The sequence below is a fragment of the Seinonella peptonophila genome (genome assembly GCF_900129355.1).
GTDB lineage: Bacteria > Bacillota > Bacilli > Thermoactinomycetales > Thermoactinomycetaceae > Seinonella > Seinonella peptonophila.
This window is the reverse complement of record NZ_FQVL01000007.1, coordinates 178491-197921: the sequence shown is the minus strand read 5'-3', so window position 1 is coordinate 197921 and position 19431 is coordinate 178491. Positions and strand designations below refer to the sequence as shown.

The window sequence follows — 19431 nt, the reverse complement described above, 5'->3', positions numbered from 1 at the left end:
CGCTCGTTCCACCTCCGAAGAGGCTTCCCGCGCTCGACTTGCATGTATTAGGCACGCCGCCAGCGTTCGTCCTGAGCCAGGATCAAACTCTTCATAAAAGTTTGTCTTGCTCAATAAGAATTACAGGTACATGTTCACTCTTTAGTTTTCAAAGAACAACTTGATGCTCCATCTATTTGATGAATGTTTTTGTTGTTTCATGTCGTTTGTGGCGACAAGAAATACTATAGCATCTTACTAATTACATGTCAAATACTTTTTTCTAAAGTTGATAAGTTTCTCCGTTTAAAATAAAAGTTGCAAGAATCTCTGCATTTACAGAATGGGCAACAGAACAGTATTTTTCTTGTGAAAGCTGAACTGCGCGGCGCACCTTTTCAACTGGAATCTCTCCTTCAAGATGATAAGTGAGCTGCATTTGTGTAAAACGTTTGGGATGATCCTCTGCTCGTTCACCTACTACTTCGATGGAAAAACGATCAATCGTATAGCGCATTTTCTTTAGAATATCGACCACATCAATTCCAGAGCAAGTGCCTACCGCAGATAACAAGACTTCGGTTGGTCTTGGTCCTGTCTCCTGACCACCCAGATCTGTTCCTGTATCTAAGATAAATGCGTGACCTGACGGTGTTTGCGTCTCAAACTGCATATTCCCGTTCCATTTTATTTCTACTCGCATCAATGAATCCTCCCATTTGACTTCTAACCTCTAATCTCTTGCATACAGTTTACTATGAGACAAGCGAACGGAGGTTAAAAGAATGAATTTTATTTGGATATTATCTGCAAAAAAAATTAAACGTGTTGCTATTATCTTAGTTGCTTTTGCTTTCGCTGCTGGTGTCTACTATGTTGAAAATCAAAATCTGCAAGTTTTTTCTCCTACAGACCCTGAACCCAAAGCAATCTACAGTGTGAAAACAAATAAAAAACAGGTTGCGCTCACTTTTGACATCAGTTGGGGTGAAAAGCGAACAGGGCCAATTCTTGATGTATTAAAGAAGAAAGATTTAAAGAAAGCAACATTTTTCCTCTCTTCACCCTGGGCAGAATCACATCCTGATCTTGTAAAGCGCATCACAGATCAAGGTTATGAGGTTGGCAGTCATGGTCATCGACATGATAATTATAGCGGCTATTCAGATCAGCAAGTTCGCGATCAAGTCGGAAAAGCAGATACCATTCTAACAAAGCTTACTGGAAAAAAACCAAAGTTAATCCGTTTCCCTAATGGCGACTTCGATAAGCGTGTACTAAAATTAGCGAATCAAATGGGTTACACAACGATCCAGTGGGATACTGACTCGCTTGACTGGATGAATCCTGGCACTGATAAAATTATCTCACGTGTTGTAGAAAAGGCACACCCTGGAGATATTATTTTACTCCATGCTAGTGATTCTTGTCGACAAACGCATGAGGCACTCCCACAAATTATTGATTCGTTAAAAGCAAAAGGATATCAATTTGTAACAGTATCTGAACTTTTATCTGGATCAGAAGTAAAAATGAAACCAGTAGAATAAAGCTAGGAAGCTGTACTAGCTTTTTTTTTTGGTTTTTTTACCCAATGATGCAGGCGTAATATTTGCCAAGCATTACAAATCAATAAGATGGTTACAGTATAAAAGATCGCAGAAAGTGGCATCGACGCACCTTTGGGATTGATCGACGTCATTGCTTCCAAAGTCGTCACCACAATCACAAAGAAGATGGTTGGAATCCATGCCTGACGATTAGTCTCTTTTGCTTTTAACCAGGCTACGCCAACGCTTACCAGCACTAAGTAAGCAATAATGATCAGGTAAACCATATCGTACTTACTTGACAGCAGATAAAACAGATTTCCTAGCACAAGCGCAGTCAATAAGACAAGGATTCCATGAAATAAGGATTGGCTTTGAATAAGTCCACGACAAAGCCAGTTAAAGACAAGGTATGAGAACAAGCCTAACTCTGCCACAGCTCCAAAAACCATCCCGGTTAATAAAAGCTTGATCCATTCGGGATGTCCTAGCCAAGGTTGTAAAACAAATCCCATCAATAAAGAAGCACCTGTGCCTAGGAGTAAGGTTGTCCAAAACCAAAACCATAACGTTTTTAACTGCATGAATAAGTCCTCCAAAATGATAAGAATAAATCCCATCCGTCGAAAAGGGGGTAACGGAAATGAAAAAGCTTCTTTCTAAATTTCTATTATTTTCGAGCATGATTCTAATGCTAAGCTCATGTGGAATGACATCTGCATCTGAATCGAAAGAAACCGATTATCAAAAAGTAAAAGAGATTACGCTTGATGTACTTCAAACAGAAGAAGGTAAAAAATCTCTGCTTAAATTAATGTCAGGAGAAGAATTTAAACAGCAGCTAATCATTCACGATCATGAGCTGCAAAAATTACTATCCCAATCTCTAACTGATCAAAAAACAAAGAAAGAATGGGTGAAGATTTTATCAACTCAAGAAATGATGCAAAAGTTCTCCAAGCTAACAGAGAAACAGCAAGCAGAGCTTCTAAAAATGCTTATGAAAGACCCTGAATACCAAAAATCATTACTCGATGTTCTAAAAGACCCTGAATTTAGCAAGCATATTCTTCAATTGCTCAAAAGCCAAGAATATAGAAAAGAGACAATGAAAATTATGCAAGAATTAATGAAGACACCAAGCTTTAAAGAGCAATCTCAAAAAGGAAAAGAGCAAGGGCAAGGTACATCAGGTAAAAAAGAGGGTAAGAACAAACAAGAACAGGCATCTTAAATACCCTCTATCATCCGTTTTGCTAAATCATCATAGTATTTTGCTTGTGGATGGTCGGCTGGATAGACAGCAGGAGCAAAGTCTGGATCATCGAGATCTTGTTCTGGTGCCCCCAAAGGTAGTTGTGCGAGCAGTTCTGTCTTTAACTCCTGCGCTAACTTTTCTCCGCCACCGCGCCCAAATGGATACTCGCGCTCCCCAGTACGCGTTTCATACCAGGACATATTTTCCACAACGCCTAAAATTTCATGTTTCGTGTGGAGAGCCATTGCTCCTGCTCTCGCTGCCACAAAAGCAGCCGTCGCATGGGGTGTTGTAACAAGGATTTCTTTGCTTTTTGGAAGCATTTGATGTATATCTAGTGCAACATCCCCCGTTCCTGGTGGCAAATCTAATAATAAAATATCGAGATCTCCCCAATAAACCCCATCAAAAAAGTTTACCAACATCTTCCCTAACATTGGCCCTCTCCACATCACAGGAGCATTTTCTTCCACGAAAAAGGCCATTGACATAACACGTACACCCAACCTTTTTACAGGTAAAACCATATCACCAATTACTGTTGGACGTTGCTCAATTCCCATCATATCCGGAATGCTAAAGCCATAGATATCAGCATCTACGATTCCGACCTTTTTTCCTAGCCGTGCAAGTGCTACCCCAAGGTTAACCGTAACAGTTGACTTGCCTACCCCGCCTTTTCCACTAGCGATGGCAATAAATTCTGTACCGGACTCCATTAAGTGAGAGCTTGTCTTTCTTCCACCCGCTGTTTGCCGTTGACGTTCTTGCTGTAACTGTGCGGAAAGCGCTGATCTTTCTTCATCAGTCATCGATCCAAAATGCAAATCAATCTCTTGAAATCCTAATGCCTGTAATTGTTTCCGAACATCTTCTTCGATTGTTGCCTTGAGCGGACAACCTCTAATTGTCAACACAACATCAAGTGAAATGGCTTGTTCATCGATTTTAATATTACGAATCATATTTAACTCGACTAAGCTTTTATGTAATTCCGGGTCTTGAACCTCCCGTAACGCATCCAACACTTGTGATTCTGTAATCATTTCTACACCTCATTATTTACCAGACTCATTCCTCATCTTACCATAATAAGAAACAAGACCGTAATAGATGGATGCAGCGATTTTCTTTTGATATTTAGGCTGGCTTAATAGCTGTGCTTCCTGAGGATTCGATAGAAAACCAGCCTCAATGAGCGCAGTTGGAACAGGAGACTCTTTTAACAAATATGTGTCATTCTTTTGTTTTGGCAATCGATCAGTATTTTCTAACAAACGGACCAATTGTTTTTGAATGGAGGTTGCCAATATTTTATTCTCTTCCTTAGTCGGATTATAAAAGGTCTGCGCGCCAGCATACTCTGTTTGAGGAAAGGCATTTAAATGGATGCTGATTAAAGTATCTACACGCTTATTTTTCACCATCTTCATACGTGCTTGCAAATCCTCTGCTTTTCGTTTACTTAATCCTTTTGTCTCTAATTTTGCTAAATCTTGATCATGCTCACGTGACATCACCACCCAGGCACCGCCCTCTTGCAGATAGTCACGTAAATACTTAGCAATCGATAACGTAAGATATTTTTCGATTAGACCATTTTTGCCGATTGCACCACCATCTGGACCACCATGACCAGGGTCTAACATAATCACCTTGTTAGCCAAAGGTAACTTTTGAGAATCTATACGAGCTTGCGTATAAGCAAAAGGGAACAAACAGATGATCAATAATAACAAACTACTGCCTATCCATGTGTAAAGATAACGATTTTCTCTCATAGGATCAACCTCCTCATTCCTAACAGTATTTTAGCGATCCAATTGTTCTGTAGTATGACGAATGATTAGGCAAACTCTGATCCTTTTAGAAACCAACACATTGTTAATTTTACAAAGAGTGCTTCGATCGCCTCTCTTTTCCAACTACTTAATCCACGAAATAGGTCAAAATCACTAATGATCCGCTCCACCATTCGGTCGAGAGTTGGTTGATACTGTTTAACCAACCGATCCTGATCTAGCTTTAGCCTCTGCCCTTTAAACCCTAAAGCAAATGCTTCAAAAAGTAACCGCACTGTTGCCTCATCTAACATAATTCGTCGTTGTTTTGTCCAAAATCTCGTCAAGGGTTCAAAATAAGTTGTTTTTACTTCTTCTATCTGAGACCAAGGAAAGACTTGTAGTGAATAATGACGAATCTCTTCCTCTTTGGCGATTAAATAAGGTTCTAAATAGATCACTTGCCCCATCTGCACATCCTCTCCTTTGCTCATTACCATTGTTAGTTTATACAGAGGAGATGAATTTAATCATTGAAACATAAAAAGAACCAAACCTCTGTAAAGAAGTTTGGTTCTTGCATACATTTGGAAAAATATAGATTAGCGTTTGGAAAACTGAGGTGCGCGACGGGCAGCTTTAAGACCGTATTTTTTACGTTCTTTCATACGAGGATCGCGTGTTAAGAAGCCAGCTTTCTTAAGCGCTGGGCGTAACTCTGGGTCAACTTCAAGCAATGCGCGAGCAATTCCATGACGAATTGCGCCAGCTTGTCCAGTAAATCCTCCACCATGAACATTTACAATCACATCATATGCGTTTAGCATATCTGTCAAAATAAGCGGTTGACGAACGGTTGCCTTTAGCGTTTCTAGACCAAAATATTCATCAATGTCACGTTTATTTACCGTAATACGCCCATCACCAGCTACGAGACGAACACGAGCTACTGACTCTTTACGGCGACCGGTACCACTATACTGTATTTTTGCCATAAGCTGTAGTTCCCACTACCTTCTTTACAAATCTACAAAGCGAGTAGTAGGATTACACCTCCTTTAAATAAATTTTAACCACGTAATTCCCATACTTGGGGTTGTTGTGCTTGATGAGGATGCTCTGACCCTGCATACACTTTTAATTTACGGAACTGCTGACGACCTAAGCTACCTTTTGGTAGCATACCTTTAACAGCAAGCTCAATCATGCGCTCTGGACGTTGTACCCGTAAATTTCCAGCTGTGATGCTCTTTAGACCACCGGGATAACCAGAATGACGGTAATACTTTTTCTGTTCCAATTTTTTACCAGATAACTCAATTCCTGAAGCATTGACGACGATTACAAAATCACCAGTATCAACATGTGGGGTGTACTGAGGCTTATGTTTACCACGAAGTAAAGTAGCTACTTCTGTAGCTAAACGACCCAATGTTTTACCTTTTGCATCAACTACATACCAGTTCCGCTCTACCTCATTGGGTTTTGCCATATATGTGGTTCTCACGAGGTTCCCTCCTTAAAATCAAAACATACTTCTATTTGTACTACTCTTATATTTCTGTAATGCGCCGAATTGTTTCCACCGGGGCTAGTGGAAAATACCATTGGCAATCATATCTTAAAAACGCTGTAATGTCAATGTCTCAAAGGGCAAATCAAGGGAAATCGAATTAGAAATTATTGAAAGCAGTGGTTAAAACCTCTTAATCCTGCTGTGACCATCATTGGCATTAGAATTAGGATTAACTGATGCCTTGCTGTGCTGAATTTGGTCCATTTCCGCCGCCATGATGGTTGACCTCCGACACGAGATTTCCTTGCGAATGACAGATGTTTTGCATGAATTCATTCATCAACTAAAATGTCAGGATCAATATATTTGCTAATTATACTTAATCAACACGCCTGTAATACTCTATTATTATTTAATATCTATCTTTAAAATGTGCAGATATTTATTACGAGTGTATAATAGAGGATAAAAGACATACCCATACCAAGAAAAGGGTGGGTTCCCCCCACGGGGAAGAAGATCAAGGAGTGCTTGATGGCCAAGGAAAAGAAGCAGACGAACTCTCGCTTAATGGCCACATTCGTTTCCTGTCCGGGAGTGCCGCATGGCACAACGGACAATGAAGGTAAAATGCTGAAGGCAGTAACGAGTCACAATGTGGCTTCTTCGGCGGTCTGCGCTACACATGGCTGCTGTAGGAGCTGCTGCAGACACATGAAGCTGTCGCATTAAACCCACATCACACACCTCACACGGTCAGGGGTCCCTGACCGTGTGAGCGTTTCTATAAGTAGGTAAAATTTACCAAATATTAGAAATCTGATTATTAACTTTAATAGAGATCACCAATATCATTTTTGCTCAATTTGTGATACATCATATATTGCTTTGCATAACGCGTTGGCATTGAACCTAGAGGGATGAATTAATGGAGACAAATCATCAATTTTCATCCATCCACGGCTGATAGCCGACTTCCATCAAAATTAATCCTTCTGGCGGCATGGTTGGCCCTGCTGCTTGTCGATCTCGCGCTTGTAAGATGTTTGGAACTTGCTCAGCACTTCGCTCGCCTTTCCCAATTTGAATCAATGTACCTACTATAATTCGAACCATATTATATAGAAAACCATTTCCTGTGATTTCGATTTGCCAACCAAGCGCATGTGTCTGAATCAATAGTTGATAGAGTGTGCGTCGACGATCCAAAACAGTCGTCTTAGGCGAGCAGAATGATGTGAAATCATGCTCACCAAGCAAAAAATTTGCTGCCTGTTTCATCGCTTGTAGATCGAGTTGTAACCCGGGTACATGTGTGTGATAACGACGTTGAAATAAATCAGGTACTCTTTGACTATCAATTTGATATCGATACGTTTTCCAACAGGCATCTTTACGCGCATGAAAAGTAAGAGGTACTTCATAACTCTCCAACACCAGCAGATCATCGGGCAGCATACGACGTAGTACATATGCAAAGTGAGCAGGAGGAATTGGGCTTTTCGTATGAAAGTGAACCATTTGTCCGAGCGCATGTACCCCGCGATCTGTTCTCCCTGACCCATAGACAGCAATCTCCTCACTTACCAAGTTAGAAAGGGTTTCTTCTAAAACACCCTGAATTGTTCTTTTCCCTGGCTGTGACTGAAATCCAAAAAAATTCGTTCCTTCATATTGAAGACGCAAACAAATTGCACGCATGATTAATGCCACCACCTCATCAGGCAAAGAGAGAGAATAAGTAAGCTTGTCAAGATCGCAAACCAAAGATCGAGCTGAGTAAATGATTGTCTTCTCCATTGGGTACGAGGATGCTCACTGTTATAACACTTGGCTTCCATCGCAAATGCTAATTCATCAGCACGTCGAAAAATCGATAAAAAAATAGGGATCAACATGGATTGAAGGCTACGAAGTCGGTGGCGAAGGGTGCCATATTGCAGAGAAGCGCCCCGAATCATTTGAGCTTGTCTGATCCGTTGCATTTCCTCACCAATAACAGGTATAAAACGAAGAGCAATCGACATCATCATGGCGAAGGAGTTGATCGGTACGCCTACGCGTTCCAACGGTTTTAATAGCCCGCTAAATGCATCTGTAAGCGCAAGGGTTGAAGTTGTCAAGGTGAGCAGAGATGCCGTCAAGACTAACAAAAGAAGACGTACAACTACCTTCGTTCCTTGTTCTAATCCTGCTGAATAGAGGGTGTAGATCGATGTTTCCCAGACAACCCTTCCTCCTTTGGTCAGGAGTAAATGTAGCAGAAATAGGATGATCGCTAGTAAAAAAACAGGACGAACACTCCTATACACTTGTTGTATGGAAACACCAGAGGCAAGATAACCCACAATCGGAACAATAGCCAATACGGCATAGGCTGTTAAATCTTGCATCCAAAAGAGTAAAAATGTATAGATGAAGACAAAAATCAACTTCCCCTTTGGGTGCAAGCAATGTAGCCAGGATTGCCCTGGGATAAATTGACCAATGATCATCATAAATCTCCTCTAGACATCAAGGTAGCTTCTAACTCTTTGAGCACACTCTCAATGGAGCCTTCTTGCAAGGAGATGGACAATTGAAACCGATTATTGAGCGTAGCAATAAATTCCGTAATCTCTGGGAGTGGCAGTCCAAGCTCTTTCCAGCGGTTTGGATGGCGAAATAGCTGGTCAGGAGCACCTTGCATCGCCATTTTTCCTTCTGATAACACGAATAGCTGGTCAATATAAGGTAACATTTCCTCTAGATGATGAGTAACAATCAGAAGGGTGATACCCTGTTCACGCTGGAGCCAACGGAGTTGCTTGATCAACTGCTGTTTCCCTTTCGCATCAAGCCCTGCGGTTGGTTCGTCTAATAAAAGTACACGCGGCTTCATTGCGAGTAGACTTGCAAGCGCAACTTTTCGCTTTTCGCCTCCGCTGAGGTGAAAAGGCGACCGATCTGCCAACTTTTTCGACAATCCTACCCAGCTCATGGCAGTTTGAACATGTTCGTCAACTTCCGTCGGTGAACAGCCTTGATTCATCGGTCCAAAAGCGATTTCTCTTCGAACTGTTAGCTCAAATAGTTGTGTATCAGGCGATTGGGTAACAAGACCAACCGGTGGGCGTTTTGGTAATTTTTTTTCTCCGGCTAGAAAAACTTGTTGATCCCACAGAATCGAACCTTTCGTTGGTGTTAATAGCCCTGCCGCAAGCTGTAGCAACGTTGATTTTCCTGATCCAATACTCCCAACAAGTACATTCCAGGAGGCTGTAGGAAGCTGAAATGAGATTTGATGCAGGATAGGTTGAACTGGCAATGCGTACGCCGGATACGCAAAATCTACTTCTTTAAATGTAATTTCCATAACTCTTCCACCATTTCCGTGGGCTGACGATGTTTGATGTCAATCGGATATCCCCAATCATGCAGATGCTTTGCTACCAATAACATCGGCGGAAAATCGACTGCATACTGTTGTAATGGCTCCCATACTTGTAAGATATCAGCGGAGCGAAAGTCAAGACAACACTCACCTTGATCCAGCAAAAGAATACGCTCAGCCTTCATGGCTTCAGCAAGTGAATGTGTAATATGCAAAATCGTTTTCCCATCCTGATGAAGTTTATCAATTATTTGAAGGATTTCAGCTCGCCCCTGTGGATCAATCATTGTCGTTGCCTCATCAAAGATCATGACTTGTGGCTGAAGTGCCAGAAAGCTGGCAATGGCAAGTCGCTGCTTTTGTCCACCTGATAATTGATCAGGAGAACGGTCAGCGAAAGCGGTTAGCCCCATTTGACTCATGGCATAGTCGACACGTTCTCTGATCTCTGCTGTGGGGCATCCGATATTCTCTAATCCAAATGCAATATCATCGGCGACAGTTGCCCCTACTATTTGATTATCTGGATTTTGGAAAATCAAACCAACCTTGCGACGAACCTCCCAAATATGATCAGGATTCGCTGTCGAATGTCCGTCGATCACTACCTGACCACGATCAGGTAGTAATAAGCCATTACAAAGACGAGCAAGCGTAGATTTACCAGATCCATTCTTCCCGATCAGTGCAAGATACTCTCCTGGTTGAATAGAAAGACTGATCTTGCGTAGATTCCATTGCTCTTCAGGGGTTATCTCTGGCGAATAGTCAAACCAGACATCCTGAAAATGTATCATGATATGCCAGCCTTTCTAAGCAATGATAGCAAAAGAAAAAAGGGTAGCTTCAGGATTGCCGATCCTGTTCTCACCCTTTCCTTCCATATGGCGATCTGCACTTATACAAGATCGTCTTCGTTAACACTATCTACTAATTCGATAATCGCAACAGGTGCTCCATCCCCACGGCGATGACCAAGCTTGAAGATTCGAGTATATCCACCATTTCGCTCTTTATAACGAGGCGCAATTTCGTCAAATAATTTCTTCACAGCATCGACTTTATGATGAGAAACTGTTTCTCCGTCTTTCACAGTGTGAGAACGGCTCTTACGCACAAAGGAGGCAGCTTGACGACGAGCATGTAGATCACCTCTTTTTCCAAGCGTGATCATTTTCTCGACAATCGAACGTACCTCTTTTGCCTTTGACTCCGTTGTTTGAATGCGTCCATTGATAATTAAATCAGTTACGAGATCTCTTAATAACGCTTTACGTTGAGCCGAGTTACGGCCTAGCTTTGAATAGGAAGCCATAGCGATTCCCTCCCCCCAGTTGAATTAATCATCTTTACGTAGAGAAAGACCAAGTTCAGCCAATTTCTCCTGCACTTCCTCTAATGATTTGCGTCCGAGGTTTCGCACTTTCATCATATCTTCCTCAGATTTCTGAGTTAATTCCTGTACAGAATTGATGCCAGCACGCTTGAGGCAGTTGTAGGAGCGGACCGAAAGATCAAGTTCTTCGATTGTCATCTCCATCACTTTCTCTTTTTTATCCTCTTCTTTTTCAACCATGATTTCAGCATCTCTTGCCTCATCTGTTAGACCTACAAAAAGCATGAGATGTTCGTTTAAAATTTTTGCTCCAAGACTGACGGCTTCATCAGGTGAAAGACTACCATTCGACCAAACTTCTAACGTTAGTTTATCGTAGTTGGTCACCTGACCTACACGTGTGTTCTCAACTTGGAAATTCACCCGTTCTACAGGTGTATAGATCGAGTCAACAGGTACCACGCCAATGGGCTGATCTTCTGTTTTATTCTTATCAGCCATTACATAACCACGACCGCGGTTAGCTGTCATTCGCAGACGAAAATGTGACTTCTCCTCTAAAGTAGCGATATGCAGATCAGGATTTAAAATTTCAACATCGCTATCTGCTCGAATATCACCTGCACGAACAACGCCTTCTCCATTCACATCGATCTCTAAGGTTTTCACTTCATCAGAATGAATTTTAAGTGCTAACTTTTTCAGATTCAGAATGATTTCCGTTGTATCCTCTACAACACCTGGAATGGTAGAAAATTCATGTAATACCCCATCAATCTGGATGGATGTGACTGCCGCACCTGGAAGTGAGGAAAGCAGAATTCGCCGCAAGGAGTTACCAAGCGTTGTACCGTATCCGCGTTCCAAAGGTTCTACAATAAACTTTCCATAACGATGATCATCGCTTAAATCAACAGCTTCGATCCTCGGCTTTTCAATTTCAATCATACGGCTCACAAACCCTCCTTCAGAACGTCGCGTTCTCGCTATTAATTTCGCAGAAAGAGCATGCTTCTCCATTATGCACGAACTTTTGGTATGCTAAACCATTTTACAACATTACCAATGATTATACACGACGACGTTTCGGTGGACGACATCCGTTATGAGGAATTGGTGTAACATCTTTGATCAAACTTACTTCTAATCCCGCAGCTTGCAATGAACGGATCGCTGCTTCACGACCTGCGCCAGGTCCTTTTACCATTACTTCTACTGACTTCATACCGCTTTCCATCGCAGTTTTAGCTGCTTGTTCTGCTGCCATTTGAGCTGCAAACGGTGTGCTCTTACGTGAACCTTTAAAACCAACTGTTCCAGCACTTGCCCAAGCAACTGAGTTACCACGGGGGTCAGTAATTGTGATAATCGTATTATTAAAAGTAGAACGAATATGCACCACACCGGACTCAACATGCTTTTTCACACGACGTTTCACACGTTGTGTAGTTTTGCGCTTTGCCAATGAATTCCCTCCTCAAACTTATTTTTTCTTATTCGCAATCGTACGACGTGGCCCTTTGCGTGTTCTTGCATTGGTTTTTGAACTTTGACCTCTCACGGGTAAACCACGACGATGGCGAATGCCTCGATAACTACCAATCTCAATTAGACGTTTGATGTTAAGTGCAACTTCACGACGCAGATCACCTTCAACGACTAATTGTTTATCGATATATCCACGCAGCTTGCTGACTTCATCCTCTGTAAGATCGCGAACACGCGTGTCTGGATTTACGCCAGCCTCTGTCAAAATCTTTTTAGAAAGTGAACGTCCAATCCCAAAGATATAGGTTAAACCAACTTCGACGCGTTTGTCACGAGGTAAATCAACACCTGAGATACGTGCCATTCACAAAGCACCTCCTTTAACCTTGTTTTTGCTTATGTTTAGGGTTCTCACAAATCACCATTACAGCTCCATTGCGGCGAATCACTTTGCATTTCTCACAGATCGGTTTCACCGATGGTCGTACTTTCATTTCAATACCTCCTCTAACAACTCAGCCTATTTGAAACGATATACGATGCGCCCACGGGTTAGATCGTATGGAGATAATTGAACAAGTACTTTATCCCCCGGTAGAATCCGGATAAAATGCATACGAATCTTTCCAGATACATGGGCTAAAACGACTTGGTCATCGCTATTATCCAGCTTCAACTTCACACGAAACATGGCGTTCGGCAACGATTCTTCAACGATGCCTTCTACTTCAATCGCATCCTCTTTTGCCATCGACTCACTCTCCTTTACTTCCCTGTAAAAATTGGTTAAGGGCATACCGTAGATGTGCATCATCTATTTGTCCATTAGACGTTAGACGCTTGGCTACTTCGGTTGCAACATGCTTTGTTGGTTGGACATGACGAATATTTTTCCTTTTGGGTGCCATGGCTTTTCTTCGTTTCCCATCAGCCAACCAAAGATACCGGTCCGTCTCCAAACCTACGATAATGGCAAAAGTGCCACTTTCTCGACCACGAATCACTTGTACTACTTGCCCCAGGTGATAACGGTTTATCTCTTGAAACACTAAAATCACCTTTCTCGATCAAGCAATCGTCAGGATTTCATAGCCTTCTTCTGTAATCGCGACAGTATGTTCAAAGTGAGCACATAAAGACCCATCTACAGTGACAACAGTCCAATCATCATCCAAGGTACGAACATAACGCGCTCCTTGGTTCACCATTGGTTCAACTGCCAAAGTCATACCAGGTTTTAAACGTTGTCCCTTACCTGGAGGACCATAGTTTGGAACGCTTGGTGGCTCATGCAAATCCTGTCCAATTCCATGACCAACATACTCCCGAACAACTGAATATCCTGCTTGCTCAGCCACTTCTTGCACGCGATGTGCAAGATCGCCAAGTCGTCCACCTGGTCGAAGCTGTTTCAGTCCTTCCATTAATGAGAGCTCAGTAACTTCAAGCAACTTTGCAGCCTCAGCAGAAATTGTTCCAACTGGATACGTCCAAGCCGAATCACCATGATAACCGCGGAATTGAGCGCCTACATCGATTGTAATGATGTCACCATCTTTTAGCTTTCTTCCGCTTGGAATCCCATGAACCAATTCTTCGTTTATCGATGTACAAACGCTGCCAGCGAAACCATTATATCCCTTAAATGAAGGAATCGCGCCCATACGACGGATAAACTGATCAGCGATTTGATCAAGTTCCTTTGTTGTTATATCGGGCTTTATGACTCGTTTCAGTTCTTGATGAGTTAAATAGACGATCCGACCTGCTTCACGCATCAACTCAATCTCATTTTTCGATTTTAAGATTATCATCACTAACTTCTCCGAATCCGCGATAGAATAGACTTGGTCACTTGCTCAATCTGCTGTTCGCCATCAATACGAGTCAACTTGCCAGTTGGTTCATAGTACTGAATCAACTCTTGTGTCGACTTTAGATTGATTTGGAGTCGCTTATTCATCGTCTCGGAACGATCGTCATCGCGTTGATAGAGTTCACCACCACACTCATCACAAACTCCTTCAACTGCAGGCGGACGGAAAACCATATGATAGCTGGCTCCACATTTGCGGCAAATCCGTCGACCTGTAAGACGTTCTAATAATTTTTCTTTGGTTACTTCGATATAGATCACATGGTTTAATTCACGATCTAATTGCTGGAGCAACTCATCAAGCGCCTCCGCTTGTGGGACAGTGCGGGGAAATCCATCTAATAGAAATCCGCTCGCACAATCGTCCTTCGCGAGTCGCTCTCGTACAATTCCGATCGTGACTCGATCTGGAACGAGCTGTCCCTGATCCATATAGGACTTCGCTTCAAGACCGAGAGCTGTCTGCTCAGCTACTGCATGGCGAAACATATCTCCAGTAGAAATATGAGGAATCTGTAGCTCTTGTACGATATGAGCAGCTTGTGTCCCTTTACCAGCTCCTGGTAATCCCATCAAAATGATATTCAAACCTCATACCTCCCGGTTGAAAGGCTTAGCTACATAAATCCTTTGTAATGCCGTTTAATCAACTGACTTTCGATTGTTTTCATCGTCTCCAGTGCTACCCCAACCACGATCAGCAATGATGTACCGCCGATTTGCACGGATTGTGGCATATTGCCTAGAGAGATGAACAGCATTGGCAGAACTGAGATCGCTGCCAGAAAGAAAGCCCCCGTCAGTGTCAACCGGTTCATGATTTTGGTCAGAAAGTTTGATGTTGTCTTACCTGGACGAATACCAGGAATAAAGCCTCCGTTTTTCTTCATCTGGTCAGCCAATTGAACAGGGTTAATCTGAACAAATGTATAAAAGTACGTAAAACCAATGATGAAGACAACATAGAGAACCATCCCTAAACCAAAATGCGTGTAATCAAAGTTGCGTGCAATCCAATCCGCCACTGGATGCCCCGACCAAAAACGAGCGATCGTCCAAGGGAAAAGAACGAGTGATGATGCAAAGATGACTGGAATCACACCTGCTGCATTAACTTTTAACGGAATATGAGTAGATTGTCCACCATACATCTTGCGTCCCACTACACGCTTTGTGTATTGAACCGTAATTCGACGAACACCTTGTAAAATATAGATTACACCGACGATAATCAACACAACGATCAAAGCAATCAAGATTGCCTTCACAATGCTGAGAAAGATTTGTGGATTTCCTTTTGTAAATAGCGTGCTATAAATTTGACTGATATGAGTAGGTAGCGATGCACAAATCCCAGCAAAAATTAAAATTGAAATCCCATTACCAATTCCCTTATCGGTGATCTGTTCACCTAGCCACATTAAAAATGCTGTTCCAGCCGTTAGGGTAATTGCGATGAGAGCATAATCCCAAAAAGAGCCTCCTACGATAAAGGTAGAGCCTAAAGCTCTGTTAAAGCCATATGATAGCGCAATGGATTGAATGAGAGCAAGACCGATCGTGAAGTAACGAGTAAACTGTGTTAACTTACGCCGCCCTGCTTCACCTTCTTTTGCCCAACGAGCGAAAGCAGGGATCACATCCATCGTCAAAAGCTGAACGATAATAGAGGCTGTAATATAGGGCATAATTCCCATTGCAAAAATAGAGAAATTGGTAAACGCGCCGCCAGAAAAGGCATTAATTAATCCAAAAACACCCTGACCCTCAGTGGCCAACTGTTTTAAGGCCTCTGCATTGGTATTGGGAACCGGAATAAAACTACCGATTCGAAAGACGACCAACATCATCAATGTAAAGAGAATCCGACGGCGAAGGTCTTCTACTTTAAAAATATTGCTCAGGGTTTGAAACATTAGATTACCTCCGTCGTGCCACCAACGGCGGTGATTTTTTCTGATGCAGTTCGAGAAAATTTATTCGCACGAACAGTTAAACTTACGTTTAACTCACCATCACCCAAAATTTTTAACCCATCTTTCAAATCTTTTAGTACTCCTTGCTTGACTAAAAGTTCAGGTGTAACTTCAGATCCCTCAGCAAAACGGTTCAGCAAGGACAGATTGATGATCGCATACTCTTTGCGATTTCGATTTTTAAACCCACGCTTTGGTAAACGGCGATATAGAGGATTTTGTCCACCTTCAAAACCTGGGCGAACACCGCCACCTGAACGTGCATTTTGTCCTTTATGTCCTCTTCCTGATGTCTTTCCGTTGCCCGAACCAGGACCACGACCTACACGATTATTCGATTTACGTGAACCTGCTGCAGGTTTCAGTTCATGCAGTTTCATCTATCGCACCTCCTCTTGGAAATCTTCCGAACCATTACTGATCTAACTCTTCGACTTCAACTAAATGCTTCACTTGGTTGACCATCCCGCGAATGGCAGGGTTGTCAGGTTGATGCACAGTTTGTTCTCTTTTTCTCAACCCTAAGGTACGCAAGGTAACCCGTTGGTTCTCAGGGCGACCAATCATGCTGCGTTTGAGGGTAATCGCCAATTGTTTAGCCACGGTCTTCCCCCCTATCCTAGCAACTCTTCAACTGTTTTTCCGCGCAATTTTGCTACGTCTTCAGGGCGCTTTAAGTTCGTCAAGCCATTAATCGTCGCCCGTACCATATTGATGGGATTATTAGAACCCGTTGATTTTGTGAGGATATCACCGATTCCAGCAACTGTCAACACGTCGCGGACAGGTCCACCAGCAATCACACCAGTACCTTTGGAAGCTGGGAGTAAAATGACGCGTCCAGCACCAAATCGACCAACGATTTCATGTGGGATCGTATCATCATAAATAGGTACAGAAACGAGGCTTTTCTTCGCATTTTCAGATGCTTTCCGAATTGCTTCTGGAACCTCAGATGCTTTCCCAGTACCAAAGCCAACTTTGCCTTTACCATCACCAACGACAACTAAAGCACTGAAACTAAAACGACGACCGCCCTTAACAACTTTTGCTACCCGGTTAATATTAACCAGCTTTTCAATATACTCACTCTGAGCAGCATCACGTTTACCTTGTCTTCGATCTCTACTCAAAATTGTAAACCTCCCTTCCTTGCTCCCTCAGCTAATGCTTGTACACGTCCATGATAAAGATATCCACCACGGTCAAAAACAACGCGCTTATATCCTTTTTCAATTGCACGTTCAGCGATTAATTCTCCAACCTTTTCAGCAGCTGGAACCGTTCCACTGCTAATGCCTGACTCTTGAAATGTCGAATCAAGTGTTGAGGCAGAGACGAGCGTTTTACCCGCTTCATCGTCAATCAATTGAGCATAAATATTCTTCGATGAACGAAAAACATTAAGACGAGGACATTGTGGGCTTCCTACAACTTTGTTACGCACACGCAAATGCCGTTTTTTACGCTTTTTATTGCGATCCTCTTTTTGAATCACCTTCTAGCTCACTCCCTTCAAAGCTCCTACCCAGCTACTATTTCTTACCTGCTTTACCTTCTTTAAGACGAACAACTTCACCCTTATAACGGATTCCTTTCCCTTTATAAGGATCAGGTTCTCTTATAGAACGAATGCGAGCTGCTTCTGCTCCAACCAACTCTTTATCGATTCCCGATATGATAATCCGATTTTGATCAGGCACTTGAAATTCTACACCTTCAAGTGGTGTTACCTCAACAGGATGCGAGTATCCCACGTTCAGTGTGATTCCTTTGCCTTTTTGTTGTACACGATAACCGACGCCTTTGACTTCCAGCTCTTTGGTGAAACCTTGAGAAACACCTTCTACCATATTGGAAATCAGACTACGGGTTGTTCCATGCAAAGCTCGTTGCATACGTTGATCACTTTTTCGTTGCACCAATACCTGGCCATCTTCTAAGACGATTGATAACTCCGAGTAAAAATCGCGGGATAACTCACCCTTTGGCCCTTTTACTGCCACATGGGAACCATTGATTTTTACTTCAACTCCACTCGGTACAGCGATTGGTTTTTTTCCGATCCGAGACATATGATTTCACCTCCATTACAAGCAAACTTACCAGACGTAAGCGAGCACTTCTCCACCGATTCTTTGTTGGCGGGCTTCTTTATCAGTTACAACACCTTTTGAGGTTGAGAGAATTGCAATTCCTAAACCACGTAAAACACGAGGAAGTTCGGTCGATTTCGCATATACACGCAAGCCAGGTTTACTAATCCGTTTGAGACCAGTAATTACTTTCTCATCATTCGGCCCATATTTCAGGAAAATACGAATGATTCCCTGCTTATTATCCTCGATGTACTCAGCATCGCGGATAAACCCTTCGCGCTTCAGAATCTCAGCGATCTCTCGTTTGATCCGTGAAGCAGGAAGCTCAAGGCTTTCATGTTTAACCATGTTGGCATTGCGAATTCTTGTCAACATATCTGCAATTGGGTCTGTCATCACCATATGTGTACCCTCCTTTCAAAACATTACCAGCTAGCTTTTCTGACACCAGGGATCTGCCCTTTATAGGCTAATTCACGAAAACAGATCCGGCAGAGACGAAATTTCCGCAAAACGGAGTGGGGACGACCGCAGCGTTCACAGCGTGTATACTCGCGCACTTTAAACTTCTGTTTACGCTCCGCTTTGACAACCATTGATTTTTTTGCCAACGGATTCCCTCCTTTATCTTGAATTATGAACGACGAAATGGCATGCCGAACAATGTGAGCAATTCGCGAGCCTCTTCATCATTCGTCGCTGTTGTTACGATAATCACGTCCATACCGCGAACCTTATCGATCTTATCGTAATCTACTTCAGGGAAGACGAGCTGCTCTTTTAATCCGAGACTATAGTTACCACGTCCATCAAAGGAACGAGGGGAAACACCACGAAAATCACGAACACGAGGAAGCGCTACATTGACCAATTTATCAAGAAAATGATACATCCGCTCACCACGTAAGGTTACTTTACAACCAATTGGCATTTTCTCACGAAGTTTAAAGCCAGCAATTGATTTCTTCGCACGAGTCACAACTGGTTTTTGACCGGAAATCAAAGTGAGGTCTTCCACCGCATGATCCAGAACCTTTGGATTGGATACAGCTTCACCTACACCCATATTGATCACAATCTTTTCGATTTTGGGAATCTGCATGGGTGAACGGTAACTAAACTTCTCCATTAATTGTGCAGATATTTCATTTGAAAACTTTTCTTTTAACCGAGTTGTCACGAAGTTAAACCTCCTTTCC

The 19431-nt window shown here is 42.5% G+C and carries 31 protein-coding genes and 1 rRNA gene; 2 read left to right on the top strand and 30 right to left on the bottom strand.

Annotation, left to right across the window (positions count from 1 at the left end; genetic code table 11):
• Positions 1 to 98, bottom strand: a 16S ribosomal RNA gene (locus BUB71_RS12805); the annotation flags it as partial.
• A 164-nt stretch (positions 99 to 262) separates the two neighbouring features.
• The gene (locus BUB71_RS12800; RefSeq protein ID WP_073155220.1) at positions 263 to 682 is read right to left on the bottom strand and encodes an OsmC family protein; all 420 of its coding nucleotides are present in this window, start codon (positions 680 to 682) and stop codon (positions 263 to 265) included.
• 82 nt (positions 683 to 764) lie between these two features.
• On the opposite strand from BUB71_RS12800, the gene pdaB reads away from it, so the two are divergent.
• Positions 765 to 1529 carry a polysaccharide deacetylase family sporulation protein PdaB gene (gene pdaB, locus BUB71_RS12795; RefSeq protein ID WP_073155219.1) on the top strand — a complete coding sequence of 255 codons (765 nt, stop codon included), beginning with the start codon at positions 765 to 767 and terminating at the stop codon, positions 1527 to 1529.
• Between the two features lie 2 nt (positions 1530 to 1531).
• On the opposite strand, the gene BUB71_RS12790 is transcribed toward pdaB, so the two are convergent.
• Positions 1532 to 2113, bottom strand: coding sequence for a KinB-signaling pathway activation protein (locus BUB71_RS12790; RefSeq protein ID WP_073155218.1), 582 nt, complete (start codon positions 2111 to 2113; stop codon positions 1532 to 1534).
• Positions 2114 to 2172: 59 nt separating this feature from the next.
• Between BUB71_RS12790 and gerD the strand changes: the two genes are divergently transcribed.
• A complete protein-coding gene (gene gerD / locus BUB71_RS12785; protein ID WP_073155217.1) occupies positions 2173 to 2763 on the top strand; it encodes a spore germination lipoprotein GerD in 591 nt (196 codons plus the stop codon).
• Here gerD and BUB71_RS12780 read toward each other — a convergent pair.
• From BUB71_RS12780 to rplE, 27 genes are all read right to left on the bottom strand, one after another.
• The gene (locus tag BUB71_RS12780; protein WP_073155216.1) at positions 2760 to 3833 is read right to left on the bottom strand and encodes a P-loop NTPase; all 1074 of its coding nucleotides are present in this window, start codon (positions 3831 to 3833) and stop codon (positions 2760 to 2762) included. The genes gerD and BUB71_RS12780 overlap by 4 nt on opposite strands.
• 12 nt (positions 3834 to 3845) lie before the next feature.
• Positions 3846 to 4568, bottom strand: a complete 723-nt coding sequence (gene cwlD, locus BUB71_RS12775; protein ID WP_073155215.1) for an N-acetylmuramoyl-L-alanine amidase CwlD — start codon at positions 4566 to 4568, stop codon at positions 3846 to 3848.
• Positions 4569 to 4633: 65 nt separating this feature from the next.
• The gene (locus BUB71_RS12770; RefSeq protein ID WP_073155214.1) at positions 4634 to 5038 is read right to left on the bottom strand and encodes a hypothetical protein; all 405 of its coding nucleotides are present in this window, start codon (positions 5036 to 5038) and stop codon (positions 4634 to 4636) included.
• 132 nt (positions 5039 to 5170) lie between these two features.
• On the bottom strand, positions 5171 to 5563 hold the full coding sequence (rpsI, locus tag BUB71_RS12765; RefSeq protein ID WP_073155213.1) for a 30S ribosomal protein S9: 393 nt from the start codon (positions 5561 to 5563) through the stop codon (positions 5171 to 5173).
• Positions 5564 to 5637: 74 nt separating this feature from the next.
• Entirely contained in the window at positions 5638 to 6075 is a 438-nt protein-coding gene (rplM, locus tag BUB71_RS12760; RefSeq protein WP_073155212.1) for a 50S ribosomal protein L13, read from the bottom strand.
• Positions 6076 to 7026: 951 nt separating this feature from the next.
• Complete coding sequence (gene truA, locus BUB71_RS12755) at positions 7027 to 7785, bottom strand: tRNA pseudouridine(38-40) synthase TruA (protein ID WP_073155211.1); 759 nt, start codon at positions 7783 to 7785, stop codon at positions 7027 to 7029.
• 2 nt (positions 7786 to 7787) lie between these two features.
• Entirely contained in the window at positions 7788 to 8582 is a 795-nt protein-coding gene (locus BUB71_RS12750) for an energy-coupling factor transporter transmembrane component T family protein (RefSeq protein WP_084731527.1), read from the bottom strand.
• Positions 8579 to 9439: an ATP-binding cassette domain-containing protein gene (locus BUB71_RS12745; protein WP_073155209.1), complete on the bottom strand. Its 861-nt coding sequence runs from the start codon at positions 9437 to 9439 to the stop codon at positions 8579 to 8581. Before BUB71_RS12745 ends, BUB71_RS12750 begins: the two co-directional genes overlap by 4 nt.
• Entirely contained in the window at positions 9415 to 10254 is an 840-nt protein-coding gene (locus tag BUB71_RS12740; RefSeq protein ID WP_073155208.1) for an energy-coupling factor transporter ATPase, read from the bottom strand. Before BUB71_RS12740 ends, BUB71_RS12745 begins: the two co-directional genes overlap by 25 nt.
• Before the next feature lie 101 nt (positions 10255 to 10355).
• Complete coding sequence (gene rplQ, locus BUB71_RS12735; protein ID WP_073155207.1) at positions 10356 to 10772, bottom strand: 50S ribosomal protein L17; 417 nt, start codon at positions 10770 to 10772, stop codon at positions 10356 to 10358.
• A gap of 24 nt (positions 10773 to 10796) precedes the next feature.
• Entirely contained in the window at positions 10797 to 11741 is a 945-nt protein-coding gene (locus BUB71_RS12730) for a DNA-directed RNA polymerase subunit alpha (RefSeq protein ID WP_073155206.1), read from the bottom strand.
• A gap of 121 nt (positions 11742 to 11862) precedes the next feature.
• Positions 11863 to 12258 (bottom strand): 30S ribosomal protein S11, encoded by a 396-nt coding sequence (rpsK, locus tag BUB71_RS12725; RefSeq protein ID WP_073155205.1) that lies wholly within the window; start codon positions 12256 to 12258, stop codon positions 11863 to 11865.
• An 18-nt stretch (positions 12259 to 12276) separates the two neighbouring features.
• Positions 12277 to 12645: a 30S ribosomal protein S13 gene (rpsM, locus tag BUB71_RS12720; protein ID WP_073155204.1), complete on the bottom strand. Its 369-nt coding sequence runs from the start codon at positions 12643 to 12645 to the stop codon at positions 12277 to 12279.
• A gap of 16 nt (positions 12646 to 12661) precedes the next feature.
• Positions 12662 to 12775, bottom strand: a complete 114-nt coding sequence (rpmJ, locus tag BUB71_RS12715) for a 50S ribosomal protein L36 (RefSeq protein WP_073155203.1) — start codon at positions 12773 to 12775, stop codon at positions 12662 to 12664.
• Between the two features lie 26 nt (positions 12776 to 12801).
• Complete coding sequence (gene infA, locus BUB71_RS12710) at positions 12802 to 13032, bottom strand: translation initiation factor IF-1 (RefSeq protein ID WP_073155202.1); 231 nt, start codon at positions 13030 to 13032, stop codon at positions 12802 to 12804.
• A 4-nt stretch (positions 13033 to 13036) separates the two neighbouring features.
• Entirely contained in the window at positions 13037 to 13330 is a 294-nt protein-coding gene (locus BUB71_RS12705) for a KOW domain-containing RNA-binding protein (RefSeq protein WP_073155201.1), read from the bottom strand.
• An 18-nt stretch (positions 13331 to 13348) separates the two neighbouring features.
• On the bottom strand, positions 13349 to 14095 hold the full coding sequence (gene map / locus BUB71_RS12700) for a type I methionyl aminopeptidase (RefSeq protein ID WP_073155200.1): 747 nt from the start codon (positions 14093 to 14095) through the stop codon (positions 13349 to 13351).
• A gap of 2 nt (positions 14096 to 14097) precedes the next feature.
• Positions 14098 to 14745 (bottom strand): adenylate kinase, encoded by a 648-nt coding sequence (locus BUB71_RS12695; RefSeq protein WP_073155199.1) that lies wholly within the window; start codon positions 14743 to 14745, stop codon positions 14098 to 14100.
• A gap of 29 nt (positions 14746 to 14774) precedes the next feature.
• Positions 14775 to 16073 carry a preprotein translocase subunit SecY gene (gene secY, locus BUB71_RS12690; protein ID WP_073155198.1) on the bottom strand — a complete coding sequence of 433 codons (1299 nt, stop codon included), beginning with the start codon at positions 16071 to 16073 and terminating at the stop codon, positions 14775 to 14777.
• The gene (rplO, locus tag BUB71_RS12685) at positions 16073 to 16513 is read right to left on the bottom strand and encodes a 50S ribosomal protein L15 (RefSeq protein ID WP_073155197.1); all 441 of its coding nucleotides are present in this window, start codon (positions 16511 to 16513) and stop codon (positions 16073 to 16075) included. The genes secY and rplO overlap by 1 nt, the downstream gene beginning before the upstream one ends.
• Before the next feature lie 34 nt (positions 16514 to 16547).
• Positions 16548 to 16736 carry a 50S ribosomal protein L30 gene (gene rpmD / locus BUB71_RS12680; protein WP_073155196.1) on the bottom strand — a complete coding sequence of 63 codons (189 nt, stop codon included), beginning with the start codon at positions 16734 to 16736 and terminating at the stop codon, positions 16548 to 16550.
• 11 nt (positions 16737 to 16747) lie between these two features.
• A complete protein-coding gene (rpsE, locus tag BUB71_RS12675) occupies positions 16748 to 17215 on the bottom strand; it encodes a 30S ribosomal protein S5 (protein ID WP_139279094.1) in 468 nt (155 codons plus the stop codon).
• 47 nt (positions 17216 to 17262) lie between these two features.
• A complete protein-coding gene (rplR, locus tag BUB71_RS12670; RefSeq protein ID WP_073155194.1) occupies positions 17263 to 17631 on the bottom strand; it encodes a 50S ribosomal protein L18 in 369 nt (122 codons plus the stop codon).
• A 37-nt stretch (positions 17632 to 17668) separates the two neighbouring features.
• Entirely contained in the window at positions 17669 to 18208 is a 540-nt protein-coding gene (rplF, locus tag BUB71_RS12665; RefSeq protein ID WP_073155193.1) for a 50S ribosomal protein L6, read from the bottom strand.
• Between the two features lie 27 nt (positions 18209 to 18235).
• Positions 18236 to 18634 (bottom strand): 30S ribosomal protein S8, encoded by a 399-nt coding sequence (rpsH, locus tag BUB71_RS12660; protein WP_073155192.1) that lies wholly within the window; start codon positions 18632 to 18634, stop codon positions 18236 to 18238.
• A gap of 23 nt (positions 18635 to 18657) precedes the next feature.
• A complete protein-coding gene (locus BUB71_RS12655; protein WP_073155191.1) occupies positions 18658 to 18843 on the bottom strand; it encodes a type Z 30S ribosomal protein S14 in 186 nt (61 codons plus the stop codon).
• A gap of 23 nt (positions 18844 to 18866) precedes the next feature.
• Positions 18867 to 19412, bottom strand: coding sequence for a 50S ribosomal protein L5 (gene rplE / locus BUB71_RS12650; RefSeq protein ID WP_073155190.1), 546 nt, complete (start codon positions 19410 to 19412; stop codon positions 18867 to 18869).
• Positions 19413 to 19431 lie beyond the last annotated feature (19 nt).